Origin of the sequence: Serratia nematodiphila DZ0503SBS1 (genome assembly GCF_000738675.1) — a bacterium.
Taxonomy (GTDB): domain Bacteria; phylum Pseudomonadota; class Gammaproteobacteria; order Enterobacterales; family Enterobacteriaceae; genus Serratia; species Serratia nematodiphila.
On the sequence record NZ_JPUX01000001.1, the window covers coordinates 4,283,245 to 4,298,236 of the forward strand.

At 59.0% G+C, this 14,992-nt stretch carries 12 protein-coding genes; 1 reads left to right on the forward strand and 11 read right to left on the reverse strand.

Annotation, left to right across the window (positions count from 1 at the left end):
* Positions 1 to 116 precede the first annotated feature (116 nt).
* The 5 genes from ldtD to cmoM all read right to left on the reverse strand — a co-directional run bounded on the left by ldtD (position 117) and on the right by cmoM (position 9,405).
* The gene (ldtD, locus tag JL05_RS19880; RefSeq protein ID WP_072010114.1) at positions 117 to 1,925 is read right to left on the reverse strand and encodes a L,D-transpeptidase; all 1,809 of its coding nucleotides are present in this window, start codon (positions 1,923 to 1,925) and stop codon (positions 117 to 119) included.
* A gap of 221 nt (positions 1,926 to 2,146) precedes the next feature.
* Positions 2,147 to 6,595 (reverse strand): chromosome partition protein MukB, encoded by a 4,449-nt coding sequence (gene mukB, locus JL05_RS19885; protein WP_004928222.1) that lies wholly within the window; start codon positions 6,593 to 6,595, stop codon positions 2,147 to 2,149.
* A complete protein-coding gene (gene mukE, locus JL05_RS19890) occupies positions 6,592 to 7,320 on the reverse strand; it encodes a chromosome partition protein MukE (protein ID WP_004928226.1) in 729 nt (242 codons plus the stop codon). Before mukE ends, mukB begins: the two co-directional genes overlap by 4 nt.
* Entirely contained in the window at positions 7,301 to 8,623 is a 1,323-nt protein-coding gene (gene mukF, locus JL05_RS19895) for a chromosome partition protein MukF (RefSeq protein ID WP_015377335.1), read from the reverse strand. The genes mukE and mukF overlap by 20 nt, the downstream gene beginning before the upstream one ends.
* Positions 8,620 to 9,405, reverse strand: coding sequence for a tRNA uridine 5-oxyacetic acid(34) methyltransferase CmoM (cmoM, locus tag JL05_RS19900; protein WP_033633440.1), 786 nt, complete (start codon positions 9,403 to 9,405; stop codon positions 8,620 to 8,622). Before cmoM ends, mukF begins: the two co-directional genes overlap by 4 nt.
* Before the next feature lie 152 nt (positions 9,406 to 9,557).
* Between cmoM and elyC the strand changes: the two genes are divergently transcribed.
* Positions 9,558 to 10,331, forward strand: a complete 774-nt coding sequence (gene elyC / locus JL05_RS19905) for an envelope biogenesis factor ElyC (RefSeq protein WP_015377333.1) — start codon at positions 9,558 to 9,560, stop codon at positions 10,329 to 10,331.
* Positions 10,332 to 10,338: 7 nt separating this feature from the next.
* Here the strand turns inward: elyC and JL05_RS19910 are convergent, their stop codons facing one another.
* From JL05_RS19910 to cspE, 6 genes are all read right to left on the reverse strand, one after another.
* Positions 10,339 to 11,235, reverse strand: a complete 897-nt coding sequence (locus JL05_RS19910) for a YcbJ family phosphotransferase (protein ID WP_033633441.1) — start codon at positions 11,233 to 11,235, stop codon at positions 10,339 to 10,341.
* A gap of 150 nt (positions 11,236 to 11,385) precedes the next feature.
* On the reverse strand, positions 11,386 to 12,135 hold the full coding sequence (gene kdsB, locus JL05_RS19915; protein WP_004928235.1) for a 3-deoxy-manno-octulosonate cytidylyltransferase: 750 nt from the start codon (positions 12,133 to 12,135) through the stop codon (positions 11,386 to 11,388).
* A complete protein-coding gene (locus JL05_RS19920; RefSeq protein WP_004928237.1) occupies positions 12,132 to 12,314 on the reverse strand; it encodes a Trm112 family protein in 183 nt (60 codons plus the stop codon). Before JL05_RS19920 ends, kdsB begins: the two co-directional genes overlap by 4 nt.
* A 298-nt stretch (positions 12,315 to 12,612) precedes the next feature.
* A complete protein-coding gene (locus tag JL05_RS19925) occupies positions 12,613 to 13,839 on the reverse strand; it encodes a winged helix-turn-helix domain-containing protein (RefSeq protein ID WP_004928239.1) in 1,227 nt (408 codons plus the stop codon).
* A 113-nt stretch (positions 13,840 to 13,952) separates the two neighbouring features.
* Entirely contained in the window at positions 13,953 to 14,174 is a 222-nt protein-coding gene (locus tag JL05_RS19930) for a cold-shock protein (RefSeq protein ID WP_004928241.1), read from the reverse strand.
* A 223-nt stretch (positions 14,175 to 14,397) separates the two neighbouring features.
* Positions 14,398 to 14,607 carry a transcription antiterminator/RNA stability regulator CspE gene (gene cspE, locus JL05_RS19935; RefSeq protein ID WP_004928244.1) on the reverse strand — a complete coding sequence of 70 codons (210 nt, stop codon included), beginning with the start codon at positions 14,605 to 14,607 and terminating at the stop codon, positions 14,398 to 14,400.
* Positions 14,608 to 14,992 lie beyond the last annotated feature (385 nt).

Below are 14,992 nucleotides of genomic sequence, written 5' to 3' on the forward strand. Positions count from 1 at the left end.
AACCGCCTGCGTATGCTGAGTCAACCCGCGATACGCCTAGGTTTACAGGCCCCCGCCTACGAGGGCCTGCGGTATAGCCAAACATTCTGACCGTTATTTATTTATAATTACTGCATTTACTGCATTAATTTTTTGGCCTGAGCCAAAATTTGTGCGCCCGATCTCACCGTATTATCATAATTGTAAATATCTGTACGGAATTGCGGTTGGCCATCATCCGAAACCCAGGCGGTTAGATAATACAGTTTTACGGGAATACGCTGGCGAATATTCACATAAGTGGTATTGCCTTCTTTCAGCGTGGAGGAAACGCGGCTATTGTTCCAGCCGGCATCCTGCAGCAGCATATTCGCCAAATCGGAAGCCTTGTTCACCCGCACGCAGCCGGAGCTGAGCGCGCGGATGTCTTTCTGGAACAGGCTGTGGTTCGGGGTATCGTGCAGGTAGATGGCATCCGAGCTCGGCATATTGAACTTGAAACGCCCCAGCGAGTTGGTGGCCCCCGGCGCCTGACGGACGCGATACGGGAAGTTGCGCGCAGAAACCATGCTCCAGTCGATCATCGCCGGGTTGATCACTTCCGCATCGTTGCTCCAGCCTGACAGCACGGTATAGCCGTGTTTCTGGAAATAGTTACCGTCGCGCATCGCCTTCGGCACGATATCCTCACGCACCAGCGTAGTCGGCACGTTCCAAGGCGGGTTGACCACCACGTTGTTTAACGCGCTGCTCATCAACGGCGTCTTGCGGCTCGGCCGCCCGACGATAACGCGGGAGGACAACACTTCGTTGCCGTTCTGATAGTAGGTCAGCGAGTAGTTGGGAATGTTTACCATAATGCCGGTGCCGACATGCCCCGGCAAGATGCGCAAGCGCTGGATATTCAGCGCCAACAGCGCGGCGCGGGTTTTCGGTGACACGTTGAGCCACTCGCGGGTGCGCACGCCGATCACGCCGTCCGCCGTCAACCCCTGCCATTTCTGGAAACGCTTGACGCCCTCCACCAGCTCGTTGGTATAGAGGTTGTCGCTCACCACGCTGCCGATCTGCGGCGGCGTCTGTTCCGCGGTCAACTCCGTCACCGGCGCCGCCGATGGGCTGACCGTCACGCGGCTTTTCTCTTCGTCTACCGTCAGCCCGCCGTCGTCGGGTTCATTGCTCTTCGCCGAAACCACCGCCGGTTCCGGCTCCGCTTCCGGCGCCGAGGCGGCCAGCATGCCGGTGCGCGTCAGGATCTCACGCAGCGCCGGGATATCGTTGCTCATTTGGCCTGGGCGCAGGCTCGGGCCACTGCCCACCTGCGGCCAGGGGCGGTTGTCCGCCAGCATGTCACGCAGCGCCTGATGCATCTTGGCGTATTGCGGATGCTGCGGCGCAAGCGAATTCACGTAGCTCAGGGTTCGCGCCTGGCGCACCGCCAGCTGCCATTGATTGATCACCGCCGTGGGTGGCAAACCAAGCTTGTAAGGAATATTGCTGTACAGCCAGTTGTTGCCGTTGGCGCCGATGGCGGATACAAACTGCAAATAGCCCAGCATCGCATCGGACAACACCGCATCGCGGCCCGCTTCACTGAGCGCCGGATCGGTCAACATCTTCACCCACTGGATGAACTGCGGCTGTACGCCGGACATCGCCAGTTCGGCCAGCTGCTGTTGAAATTGCTGAACGGCCTCGCGATCCTGCCACATCGGCTGCATATGATTCGCCGCATACAGCGGCGCCAGCGTGGAAAGGTAGTGCAGATCCATACCGCGCGGCAACGCGGCCAGCAGTTCAGAACGACTCTGCGCAACGGACATGCCTGCTGATGCCACCGGTAACGCCGTTACGGTGGCCAAGGCGGAAAACGACGACACAAGACTACAGGCGATAGCGCCACTCAGCGCCAAACGTCGTAGAGAGTTTCCCTTTTTAAGCAACATCCCTTGCCCCCTGTATGCTCACAAAAAAAAACGTCAAAAATTGCATATAGTTTCAGTATACAAACAGAAAGGCCGTTTCGCCCTGAGGACGTCGAATTACTGTTTATGTGATTAAACTAACCGCTTTTCAACGGATAAAAAAGCAGGACTATCATCCACGCGCACAAAAAAATAGCCACCCTGCGGCGGCTATTTTCGGATTTTTAGGGCGTTTTTCTGCGTTACGGCGTCTCAACCGGCGCAGTGCCCAGCGCCGGCGGCTCGCCAGCGAAACCGCGCAGCCCCACCACGTGCACATGCTCGTGGTTCTGGAACACCTTACGCACCAGTTTATAGGTGGTGCCCTTCTCCGGACTGATGTTTTCCGGCGCCGCGATGATCAGCTGCATCTCCAGACGATCGCACAGTTCGAACAGCGTGGCGATCGACTTGGCATCCAGACGCGCCGCTTCATCGAGGAACAGCAGGCGACACGGCGAGATATCTTTACCGCGCAGGCGGCGGGACTCTTCTTCCCAGCTCTGCACCACCATCACCAGGATTGACATCCCGGTACCGATGGCTTCACCGGTAGACAACGCGCCGCTTTCCGCACGCAGCCAGCCGTCGGAACCACGGTACACCTCAACTTCCATTTCCAGGTAGTTGCGGTAGTCCAGCAACTCCTCGCCAATGGTCTGCGGCGTGCGCTGCCCCATGTCGATCTGCGGATTCAGGCGCTGATACAGCTTGGCCAGCGCTTCGGAGAAGGTCAGGCGGTTGCTGTTGAACAGATCCTGATGCTGTTCCTGCTGCTCGGAGAGCACGTCCAGCAGAGTGGCATGCGCTTCGCGCACGTTGACGTTCAGACGGACGCTCTTCACCTGGCCGAAAGCCACGGCCTGCAACCCCTGGTTCAGCATGCGAATGCGGTTCTGCTCACGCTGAATGGTTTTTCGAATGATGTTGGCCACGCTTTTCGAACTGATCGCCAGCTTCTGCTCGCGCGCGGTCAGTTCTTCGGTCAGACGGCCCAGCTCAATCTCCATCTGCTCGATGGCCTCGACCGGATCGTCGGTACGGATGATGTCCTGGCGGATACGCTCGCGCAGGTGTTGGTACACCGCGATATAGAACTGAATCTTACGCTCCGGCCGCTTCGGATCTTCCGACAGACGCAGCACGTCGCGCAGGTGTTCGTTGTCCGCCACCGCCAGACGCAGCGCGCCGAGCGCCTTATCCGACATCGAGCGCAGCTCGTCCCCATCCATATACGCCAGCTCGCGGCGATGCAGACGGCGTTCCACGCCGTTGTCTTTCACCAGACGCATCACCGCGCACCAGCCCGCCTTGGCGGTCACCACCTGCTCGCGCAGCTGATGGTAGTCGCGTTCCAGCTTGCGCAGTTTCTTCTGCAGGCCATCCATTTCGGCTTCGCAGAAGGTCAGCTGTTTCTCCAGCTGATTGCGGCGAGCGCGGTTGTTGCTCAGCGCCGCATGCAGCTCGTCGCGGCGCTGACGCGCGCGCGCTTCGGCGTTGGCGTCGGCCTGCACGCCGATATCCACCAGCTCCTGGCTCAACTCTTTCAGCATGTCGCGCTTGGCGTCATACGAGCTTTTCAGCGAGGCCAGCACCTGGCTGTATTGGGTGAACTGGGTTTGATATTGACGCAGCTGCTCACGGGCGCGGGCGCGTTCGGCTTCCGCCTGTTCCAGACGCTGGCGCAGCTTGTCGTTGAGATCGTTGTTGGCATTCTGCATGCCGGCGGAGTCGGTATAGCTGAAGTGTGCGCGACGCTGCACCACTTCTGTCAACGCGAACGCCTGCTGTTTGGCCTGACGCTGCACGCTTTGCGCCTGCGCGTAGTCCTGCTGCAGCTGTTCATGCTGCTGCGGATCGCTCTGCAGCACCGACAGCAGCGGCTCCAGTTTGGTCAGTGACACCCCGTGCTGTTGAATGTGGCGCGCGGCGTCCTGCGCTTCTTCCAGCTCTTCGCGGATCTCGTCGACGCGATCCTGCAACGTTTCATCGTTCAGCAACGACACCAGCGGCATCAGGCGGTTGAGCGCGGAAATGCCCTCTTTGGCCTGATCGTACTGCTGGCGCTGCTGCTGATTCTGCGCTTCGTGATTGTTCAGCGCACGCTCGATCTCGCCACGACGGGCGTTCAGGCCGCGGATCTCCGCTTCCGGATCGGCGTCGAACGCCACCGCCAGATGGGTGCCGATAAAGCGGCTGAAAGCCTGGTGCGAGCGCTGAGTTTTCTGCACGTCGAACGACAGCGTGGCATAGCGCTCCGCCAGCGTTTCACGCTCGGCATGCAGCACTTCCAGGCGGTTTTCGCGCGCCGCGCGGCCGAACAACGGCACTTCCGGGTAGCGGGAATAACGCCACTGGCGATCGGCGATTTTCACCACCACCGCTTTGTCCTGTTCTTCGACGGCGAACACGCTGTCATCAAACGACTGCGGATCCCCTTCGATCAGGTAAAGGTCTTCCGGGCAATCTTCCAGCCCTTCCAGCATCTCGCGCACCAGCGACAGATCCGGCACCACGATGGCGTGGCGCGAAGGGCCGTACAGCGCCGAGAAGTAAGGTGCGTCGTCGATGGTGACGTCATCGTAAATTTCCGACAGCAGCACGCCGCCGAAACGTTCGGCCAAAGTGACCAGGCGTTGATCTTCCGCGCCGCCCGGCTGGCTGAGACGTTCGATCTGCGCTTCCACTTCGCGCTTGCGGGCCGCCACTTCGTCGCGCTCGACGGTGGTTTCACGCTCGCGCTCCAGCAGCTGCTGCATGTATTCGGTCACCTGCTGGCTGTTTTCCAGCGGCTCTCCGCTCTGATCGCTGAGCTGGCTCAGGGCGTCCTGCGCTGCCAGCCACACCGGGGCGCGCGCCGTCAGCTCACGGATGCGCTGCTGGATCTGCTCCAGCTCCTGGCGCATCTCCATGCGGCGTTCGCCGGCTTCGCTGACGTTCTGCGACAGCGCTTCCAGGCGCTCTTCCAGCTCCTGCTGCAGCATGTCGAGATCGTCCGGCTGGTACTCCTGACCATGGCGTTTGCAAAATTCTTGCAGCAGGCGCTCGGCGTCCTGCTGCGAGCGCAGGCGCTGTTCCAGTTCGCTCAGGCGCAGACGCAGCGGCTGAACGCGCTCGGCGAGGTGTTGCTGCGAAGGCCAGTCGCGCAGCAATTCGCGCGCGCACTGCCAGGCTTCGCTGCGGCTGACCTGGCCGGCGATTTTACCCACCAGCTGATAGGCCTGCTCGAACTGGCCGTGCGCGGCGTCGGCCACGCTCAGCTTCTGTTCCAGCATCAGCAGCGCTTCGGTCGCTTCCTGCTCGCGGGCCTGGAAGGTATCCAGCCACTGTTCGGCATTATCGGCGGTCAGGTCCGGCAGTTGGCACAGCGCGCGTGCGCGCTCCAACGCCTGCAGCGCCTGCTGGTACTGAATGGCGCGGGTCTGTTGCACATCGAGCGCCTGCTGGTAGTCGGCCAGCTGGCTCTTCAGCTCATCCACTTCCAGCTCGGCCGCTTCGGCGCGCGCTTCGTTTTCGGCCTGTTGCTCGCTCGCCTCGGCCACCACTTCGTTCTGCTCTTCCAGACGGTAAGTCAGCTCTTCCAGATCGGCTTCATAGCGTTCGATCTTCTCCTGCTGACGCATGGCCGTCTGCACCAGATTCAGGTGGTCGCTGGCGGCCTGGTAATCGGTTTCCAGATCGGATTCGGCGCCGCTCTGTTCGCTCAGCTCGCGCGCCATTTCCACATGGCGATACTGTTCGGCGGCCAGCTGCTTGCGGCTGCCCAACAGATCGCTGCGCAGCGCCAGCGCACCGTCCAGATGGATTCGGCGTTCATTGGCATGACGCATATAGTCCGCCGCCACATAGGAGGTGGCCTCGGAGATCAGATGCTTGAACAGGTCGCGATCTGACTGGGTGACGCGGATCGCTTCCAGCGTCATGCGGTTCTCGCGCAGCGCCGCTTCCATGTCCTGGAACGCCTTGCGTACGCCGCTGTTCTCCGGCAGCAGGTAATCGCGCAGCGAGCGGGTGATGGCGCTGGAGATGCCGCCGTACAGCGACGCCTCAATCAGACGGTAGAACTTGCTGCGATCGGCGGACGAACGCAGGCGTTTCGGGATCACGCCCAGATCGAACATCAGCGAGTGGTAATCGGTGATGGAGTTGAACTGCTTGAACTGCACGCCCTCCATCTCTTCCACGCGCTCTTTCAACTCTTGCAGCGACAGCACGCGCGCCTGGCGCTCACCCACGGTCTGGGTCAGCAATTCAGTAGGCTGTACCGCGGTCGGCAGCCCCTGAATGGTGAACGGTTTGATATCGACCTTGCGGTCGCGCCCCGCCACCTGCTGCAGACGCACGCCAACCACCACGCGCTGGTGGCGTGAATTGACGACGTCAAGGGTGGAGTAACACACGCCGGCGCGCAGCTTGCCGTGCAGGCCTTTGTCGCGCGAGCCGCTGGTGGCGCCCGCTTCGGTGGTGTTACGGAAGTGCAGCAGCGTCAGGTCGGGGATCAGTGCGGTGACGAAGGCCGCCATGGTGGTGGATTTCCCCGCCCCGTTACCGCCGGACAGCGTGGTCACCAGCTCATCCAGATCAAAGGTGCGGGCGAAGAAGCCGTTCCAGTTAACCAGCGTCAACGAGCGAAATTTACCGCGTTCAATCATTCCTGTTCATCCTCTGCACCGTCAGGAGCGTTATCAACCTGCTGATCCTCAGCGTCATTCTCATCGTTCAGCGACAGGCTGGTTTCAACCGGCATCGCCTCGCCGTCGCGAATCATGCGCAGCTGCGCTTCACGCGGATCGTCGCCGCTGCGCACGTCGGCGCCGAAGCGGAACACCGCCTCGGTAATGCGGAACTTGCTGCTGTCATTGCCCATGAAATAGACCATGCCGAGGCGGCGCAGACGGTTCAGCGAGGTGCGCACCTTTTCGTGCAGCTTCTGCCGATCGAGATCCGAACCGGTAGAACGCTGGTTGACGAACTTCAGCAGCTTGTTCTCATCGGCCAGGCTCAGCAGCTCGTCGTACAGCTCCTGATGGCTGAAAATGCCCTCGTGCGCCAGGCGCTCGGGGCTGAGATACAGGTAGCACAAGATCTTACCCACCATCATATCCAGCTCGGACAGCACCGAACGCGGGATCAGCGTGGTGGAGCGCGGGCGCAAATAGAAGAAACCTTCCGGCGCCCGAATCAGCTCGACGCTGTAACGGTTGTAAAATTCTTCCAGCTCATCCTGGAAATCCATTAAAAAGGCGTGGTTGTCCAGCTCATCGATACCGATGTGACGACCCGCGCGCAGTTGGCTATCCAATGCCGGAAACAGCGAGTTGGACAGCGCCTTGGCCAGCTTGACTGGCATTACTTGTTCAATATTTGTCGATGACATGGGCCTGGACCTTGGCTCCGTAATCATTGATTGCCTGCCATTCCGCCGGCAACCCTGAGAAATCTGCTTCAGCCACACCGAGGCGCACTGCCTGGTCGACCACTAAACGTGCCACGTCGAAATGACGCGCACGCGGATATTGCGCCAGATAATCGCGCATCACCGCCGCAAGGTTGAGCGGCATCTGCTGTTCCTGGTACACCTTCAGCGCCTCTTCGATCATCGCCGCCAGCTGTTCGCGAATCTCGCTGAACTCTTCAAACTCCAGATCCGGCGGCAGTTCCCCGGTCACTTCATCGCTGCGCAGCGCCAGTTCTTCGTCGCGCATGTCCAGCAGACGATCGGCATTGGCATGGGTCAGCGCCCATGGGTGGTCGAAGTAGGTTTGCACCGACTGGCGCAGGCGCTGGGCGAACACGCGGTTTTTGTCCATATCGATAGCGGTACGGATAAATTTATGCACGTGGCGATCGTAGCCGATCCACAGATCGATCGCCTGCTGCCCCCAGCTGATAATGCGATCCAGCTTGCTTTGCAGATCGAACACCAGCTTATCGACGAAACCCAGCTCCACGTTGCCGAGGGTTGCGTCCTGGATGCGCAGCAGGTTGGCCTGCAGCTTATCGCCCGCCGCATCCAGCGTATCCTGCAGCTCGCGCAGGGTGCCCGAGGTTTCCGACAGCAGCATCTCGCAGCTGGAGATCGCCGCCCGCCAATCTTTGCTCAGCAGCGCCGCGATGTCGTTCTTCACGCTCTGCTGCTGCTCATCCATCACGCGTTGGGTCATGTCGATGCTGTCGAAGATTTCCGCCACCGAATATTTCAACGGCGCGAACACGTTGCGGTGCCAATGGAAATCGTCGCCGCCCTCGTCGGCGGCATCGGCGGCGCGTTTGAGTTCCTGCGCCACGATAGACAGCTGCATCGACAAACGCAGCGTGGAGAATTCGCGTTGGCGAATATAGTAATCGGTAATGCCGATACCCAGCGGCGTCAGGCGGTAAATCGCGTTGCCGTCCGCCAGCTCGCTGGTAAAACGGTTCAACAGGCGCTGGCGCACCATGTCGTTAATCGCATTGTTGGCACGCATCGCCACCGTTTCATGCGTCTGTTCAAAACCCTTGCTGACATGGCGAAATGCATCAACCAGCTCACCTTCGCTCATCTCGCCGTCCAGCCGTTCGCCGTTCAGGGTAGCAATGGCGAGCAGAAATGCGAGACGCTCCGTAGGGAGCGAAATAGAGAAATCATTTTTCCGTGCCCAGGCGACCAGTTCGGGTACTGTCTGGGAAAATTCACTCATAGTTCGTCCTTCAGGTTTGGTTTATGCGCCATGACGTGAATATAGCGCCCCAAACTCACGTACGGCTCCTGCCGGCAATAGTGCTGTTCAAGCGCCAGTAACTCTTCAAATTTTTGTGTTTGCAGCTGTCTGCTCTGCAGATAGTCGTGGAACACCCGCACGCCGGTTTTGCCGCCGATGCGCATGCCCAGTTGTTCCAACCAACCGTAGACCAATAGCGGATCGTGCGGATATTGCGGCAACAGCGAACGCTTGCGGCGCCGTCTGACCTCGGGATCCACCAGTTGGAAATTACCCAACACCACGTTGCGCATCAAGAGGCCGTTGGCGTTGAAGAACATCAGCGACAGCGCGCCGCCCGGCGTCAGGCAGTCATACAACGCCTGCAGCGCCGCTTCGGGCTCGGCGATCCATTCAAGCACTGCATGAAACAATATCAGATCAACCGGCTGTTCCAAATGTTGAGCGATATCCTGCGCAGAACTTTGTACGAATTGCATGTTCTGGCTCACACCTTTCTGCTCCGCCAGCAGCGCGGCGCGCTGGATCATCTCACCAGAAAGATCGCACAACAACACCTGATGTCCTAATTCTGCCAGTTGGCAGGCCATATGGCCTTCACCGCCCCCGGCGTCGAGAATGCGCAGCGGCCGCTGCGGCAACTGCGCCAGCAGCCCGGTCAGATCCTGCCAAACCACCGCCTGGCGGATTTTTCCTTTCGTGGTGCCGTAAATATTACGCGCAAATTTTTCAGCAATATCGTCAAAATTGCGATCCTGCATGGACAACGGCTCCGCTGATCTCATTCTTGTCGGCGGCAAAGCGCACGCCCATTCAAACCTGCTATTTTGGCACAGACTGACTTAGAATGTATCTTCTTGCGGCCTGTTTATACCTGGATGCCGCTTTTTCACCCAAAAGGATCTGATTTTCGATGCTGTTCAACCTGAAAAAGTTCTTTGGCGCCCTGCTGATGCCACTGCCGCTGTTGATGCTGCTGATGGGGCTGGCGCTGCTGCTGCTGTGGTTCACCCGCTGGCAAAAAAGCGGTAAGACGATTTTCACGCTGAGCTGGTTGTTTTTACTGCTTTTCAGCCTGCAACCGGTGGCCGACCGACTGCTGCGGCCGATCGAAGCCGAATACCAGACTTATCGCGGTAACGATCCGGTCAGCTACATCGTCGTGTTGGGCGGGGGTTATACCTACAATCCCGATTGGGCGCCCAGTTCAAACCTGCTCGGCAACAGTTTGCCGCGCGTGACGGAAGGCGTGCGGCTCTACCTTGCACATCCCGGCGCCAGGATGGTGTTCACCGGCGCGTCCGCCGGCCCCATGCAAAGCAACGCCGCCACTGCGGCGCTGGTGGCCGAAAGCCTGGGCGTGCCGCGCAGTGATATGGTGATCTTGGGGGAACCGCGCGATACCGAGCAAGAGGCCGCTCAGGTCGCCAAATTGGTCGGCGAGCAACCGTTCATTCTGGTGACCTCCGCCAACCATCTGCCGCGCGCCATGCGTTTCTTCAAGGCTAAGGGGCTGCACCCGATCCCGGCGCCGGCCAACCAGTTGGCGATCGACTCGCCGCTGAATATCTGGGATCGCGCCACACCGTCGTCAATGTTCCTCGGCCATACCGAGCGCGCCTGGTATGAAACGCTGGGTAGTCTGTGGCAATGGCTGAAGGGCGCAGATAGCGCCGGCGCAGAGTAAAGCTCGTTCAACCGGCCAGCCAGGGCAGCAGCTGTTGCGATGCATAGTCGAACGGCCGCCGCTCCAGCTTGCCGGTATGGATCAAACGCCCTACCGCTTCCCACACCACATATAACCAGCGCCGCGCCAGGAAAGCGTCGGCGACCGGCGCCCGCTGCAGATAGCTGAACAGCAGCTGGCTGGGCATGCCCGCCTCGCAGAGGCGGAAAAGATCGTATTCGCGCGGCGCCCACAGCACTACGCCGGGATTGAGCATCGCCAGCAGTTGATCGCTTTTGGGATCTTTCAGCATGTTGCGCAGCGATAAGTTACCGTGCACCAGAACACAGGGATCATCGAAGCCGACGAAGAAATGGGTCAGCGCTTCGCGCGTGCGGTACAGCAAACGCCGATCCGCCATGGTCAACTGCGGGGTGGTGAGATTGACCACCGTCGCCCACAGCACTTCGACCCGCTGTTGATACCAGCAGAACCAATCATTCTCCTGCGTGCTGTCAACACTGCCGACACTGCCGTGGCTGTCGATGCGGTGCCAGGCCAATATCCCGTCAACGATCTGCTCCATCAGCATATTCCAGCGATCCGGCGAGCGCGTCGGCGCCTCAGCCGACACGCCGCGCAGGCGCTCGATCAGCAGGATTTCCGTATACGGCGCCTGGAGGGTACACACCACGCCATACACCGTAGGCAGGCGAATATCCCCGTCGCGCGCCAGCATCGACAGCTTGTACGCCTCCTGCTGGGCGATGCCCCGACAGATAAAGCTTTTCGCCATCAGCGGGATCGCGTTGCCCTGCCGATCGTACAGCGAATACATATGCGCATAAGGCTGTTCGCTCACCCGCTCCAGCCGGCTGATGGACTCACCCAGCACAATGCTCAGTTCGGCGCGTAACTGCTCCATAAGGCATTCACCTCAGGCTAATTTGGGGAGATGCGTAACATCATCGAACGGCGAGCGGAAAAATTCTTCAACGCAGATCAACAAAACGGGGATCAATAATGGGGGTATTGCATCATCGGCGCGTTGCGCGGCGCGCCGACGAAATCAGGCTCAGGGTTGAATGCTGTCGCGCACGCGCTGGAGGTCTTCCGGCGTATCGACCCCCACGCTCGGGATCGCTTTCGCGACCGCCACGTGGATCTTTTCACCGTACCACAGCACGCGCAGCTGTTCCAACAGCTCGATCTGCTCCAGTTGGCTCGGCGCCCAGCTGACGTAGCGGCGCACGAAGCCCGCGCGGTATGCGTAGATGCCGATATGACGCAGCAGGCTGTCGCCGATGCTCTCTTTCGACGCGGCGAAACGCTCGCGATCCCACGGAATGGTGGCGCGTGAGAAATAGAGCGCGTAGCCCTGCGCGTCCATCACCACCTTCACCGCGTTGGGGTTGAAAGCCTCTTCGGCGCTCTCGATCGGCACCGCCAACGTCGCCATGCCGGCCTGGCTGCCCGCCAGGTTTTCCGCCACCTGCCGCACGATAACGGGTGGGATCAGCGGCTCATCGCCCTGCACGTTAACGATGATCTGGTCGTCGGCAAAGCCGTAGTGCGCGATCACTTCCGCCAAACGCTCGGTGCCGGAATGGTGATCCGGGCTGGTCATGCACACTTCGCCGCCGGCGGCTTCCACCGCTTTGGCGACTTCAGGATGATCGGTCGCCACGATGACGCGGCTGGCGCCGGACTCACGGGCGCGCTCCATCACATGCACCACCATCGGCTTGCCGTGAATATCGGCCAGCGGTTTGCCCGGCAAACGGGTTGAGGCGTAGCGGGCGGGAATAATAGCGATAAAACTCATGCGTGCTTCTCATCCAGCGACAGCGCACGCGCTTCATTTTCCAACAGCACCGGAATGCCGTCACGCAGCGGGTAAGCCAACCCGTCCGCTTTGCACACCAGTTCCTGGTTTTCTTTATTGAAATAGAGTTTGCCGTTGCATACCGGGCAGGCAACGATTTCGAGTAAACGGTGGTCCATGCATCCTCCGCTAGGGGATAGGTCATCTGGGAAAGGCAGTGAGGATAGCATAACGCCCGGCCTCAGGTTAATCATCGGCGGCGCCAAGCCGCCGATATTTCCTCACTGCGTCGGCACGACAGCTTGAACTGCGGCGCATCCCGGCGTAGAATTTTGTGACACAAATCACAAAATAAAGCCGTGATACATGATCAAACGTCTGCATAAAATCATCGCTCTGTTCGCTAACTTCAGCCACTGAGCCCCTTTGTAACGAGCGACGCTTCACTTCGTTTTACCCCACCGACGGCGTCGCTCGTTATCCCACTTCCCAGCCGGCACCCCATTCCGCGGCCAACGCGGCCGGAATGTCGCCCAGCGCGACGCGTTGCGCACCGTGCCATTTGGCCGTGCGCGCGATGGCCTGCCGGATATCCTGCGTTCGCTGTTTGCCGAAGCGCACCTGCGGCTCCGTATGGAAACTGATGATCTCGAAGATGCCCTGGCGACGGTGCGCCTTGGCGTCAATCCGCCCCACCAGCTCGCCCCGATGCAGCACCGGCAACGTGAAGTAACCATAGCGACGTTTTTCTTTCGGCGTGTAACACTCCAGCCGATAGTCAAAGTTGAACAGTTCGAGCGCCCGGCGGCGATCCCACACCACCGGATCAAAAGGCGACAGCAGGCTGGTGACCGTCGATTTCAGTTTGCCCTGCTCCGCCAGCGGCAGCAGTTCCGCCAGTGATTCATGCACATAGAACTGCCCTTCCAGCCCCTCTACCTGCACCGGCGAAATTTCCCCCTGCGCCTGCAGCTCTGCCAGCAAGGCTTTTGGCGCCACGCGTTTCAGCCGATAATAATCCGCCAACCACTCGGCGCGGAAAATGCCCAGATAGCGGCAGGTGCGATGCAACATCTGCCGGCGCGCCCGCTCCGCAGGCAGCGCATGACGCGCATCGTCCCAGGCCGGCAGCAGCCTTTCGGTCAGATCGTAAACCCGGTGGAAGTTGCGACGCTCGGCCACCATCAGCTTGCCGGCGGTAAACAGGATCTCCAGGTGCCGTTTCTCCGGTTTCCAGTCCCACCACCCGCTGTTGCCTTTCTTCTCGGCGCTGAAATCGGCGGAACGCACCGGCCCCTGTTGTTCGATGTGCCGCAGCAGGTTGTCCATCGCCGCCTGGTGCTGCTGCACCCAGTCGGCGGAGTATTTCCAGCCCATATCATGCGGCGCCAGCATGCGATGCCGCAGCAGACCAAAATCTTCGATCGGCAGGAAACAGGCCTCGTGCGCCCAATACTCGAACAACTTGCGGCCGGCGAGCGCCTGCTCCAGCCACTCCGGCTGATAGGCCCCCAAACGGCTGAACAGCACCAGATACGGGCTGCGGGCGACGACGCTAATGGTATCGATTTGTAACAGCCCCATGCGCTGGATCGCGCTCACGACATCATCGGGCCGAGCCTGGCGTTTAAGCGGAGAAAGCAGCCCCTGGGCGGCAAGGTGCAGCGCGCGAGCGGCGGTAAGGGAAATGGTCGGGGTGGTCATCCTGATATCCGTGGCGAGTAGGCAATGGCCTGATAATAGTGGATATCGCGGGATTTATCTTCGCCAGTGCTTGCGGGTGGCGACACCGGCACTGGCGAGGAAGGAGGATGCGATCAGAACGCGATAACGTCTGCCGCGGACAGCCCATGCGAGCTGCGATAGATCGAGAACTCAACGTTCTGACCTTCGTTCAACGACTTATTTTTGGTGTTGGCGATAGCGTTGCGGTTGACATAGATTTCGTCGCTGCCATCTACCGGTGAAATAAAACCATAGCCTTCGGCCTGATTAAACCATTTCACACGACCCATTTTTAACACAGTATTTTTAAACATAACTTATATCCTTTTACTTGAGCATCCTTGACAACGTCATTTTTTATATTGTCTGGACGCTACCAGCCCATCCTAAAGTTTTTCGTAACAAACCTCTCGTGAGCAAAAAAATAAAAAACCCGCACTAAGGCGGGCTTGTTGAACTTAATATCTTCCGCATGACTCAGCGCTGAAGCGTCACCATGGTTGTATTAAGATCTCTTTATACGCGTTCCCTGTCTTCTTACAGAGCAACTACGTTGGCGGCAGCCGGCCCGCGCGGGCTGTCCTGGATGGTGTACTCAACGCGCTGGCCTTCAGCCAGGGTCTTGAAACCGTCGGTCATGATTGCGGAGAAGTGTACGAATACATCTTTGCCGCCGTCGTGCTGCTCAATGAAACCAAAACCTTTGCTTTCGTTGAACCACTTAACTTGACCCGTCTTCTTAGACATTACTTTTACCTTTAAATATATTTACAAAACCTGCCATAAGAGGCAATTGCGGCCATTTCAGAAACATTACTTATGGGAGGTACTTAGAAGGTTCGTCTTTGAAGCGGAATCGGATGATAACGTTTTTGGAGGAACTGCTTAACTCTAAACTCGAACATAAATAGGTCTGGATTACAGGCCGACTTGCATTTACTCATAAAAATGGTGAATGCACAAGAGGTTTATTGCAATAAATTCATCATTGCGCCGAATTTATTTTTATCCCCATGAATATACATGACTTAATTTAACGCTCACCGCAGCCGCTCCAGCGCGTTCCTCTCCTCACCGGGGCATCATTTTCCCGTCTGAGCGCTGCAAATGAGAGCTAACGCATAAAACTCTA

What these genes read in the sequence shown, in the direction of transcription:
- JL05_RS19910 (WP_033633441.1), bottom strand. Translation starts at nt 11,235, where the DNA reads ATGGAGCAGTTACGCGCCGAACTGAGCATTGTGCTGGGTGAGTCCATC.
- mukB (WP_004928222.1), bottom strand. Translation starts at nt 6,595, where the DNA reads ATGATTGAACGCGGTAAATTTCGCTCGTTGACGCTGGTTAACTGGAAC.
- JL05_RS19920 (WP_004928237.1), bottom strand. Translation starts at nt 12,314, where the DNA reads ATGGACCACCGTTTACTCGAAATCGTTGCCTGCCCGGTATGCAACGGC.
- JL05_RS19925 (WP_004928239.1), bottom strand. Translation starts at nt 13,839, where the DNA reads ATGACCACCCCGACCATTTCCCTTACCGCCGCTCGCGCGCTGCACCTT.
- mukE (WP_004928226.1), bottom strand. Translation starts at nt 7,320, where the DNA reads ATGTCATCGACAAATATTGAACAAGTAATGCCAGTCAAGCTGGCCAAG.
- cspE (WP_004928244.1), bottom strand. Translation starts at nt 14,607, where the DNA reads ATGTCTAAGAAGACGGGTCAAGTTAAGTGGTTCAACGAAAGCAAAGGT.
- kdsB (WP_004928235.1), bottom strand. Translation starts at nt 12,135, where the DNA reads ATGAGTTTTATCGCTATTATTCCCGCCCGCTACGCCTCAACCCGTTTG.
- mukF (WP_015377335.1), bottom strand. Translation starts at nt 8,623, where the DNA reads ATGAGTGAATTTTCCCAGACAGTACCCGAACTGGTCGCCTGGGCACGG.
- JL05_RS19930 (WP_004928241.1), bottom strand. Translation starts at nt 14,174, where the DNA reads ATGTTTAAAAATACTGTGTTAAAAATGGGTCGTGTGAAATGGTTTAAT.
- cmoM (WP_033633440.1), bottom strand. Translation starts at nt 9,405, where the DNA reads ATGCAGGATCGCAATTTTGACGATATTGCTGAAAAATTTGCGCGTAAT.
- elyC (WP_015377333.1), top strand. Translation starts at nt 9,558, where the DNA reads ATGCTGTTCAACCTGAAAAAGTTCTTTGGCGCCCTGCTGATGCCACTG.
- ldtD (WP_072010114.1), bottom strand. Translation starts at nt 1,925, where the DNA reads ATGTTGCTTAAAAAGGGAAACTCTCTACGACGTTTGGCGCTGAGTGGC.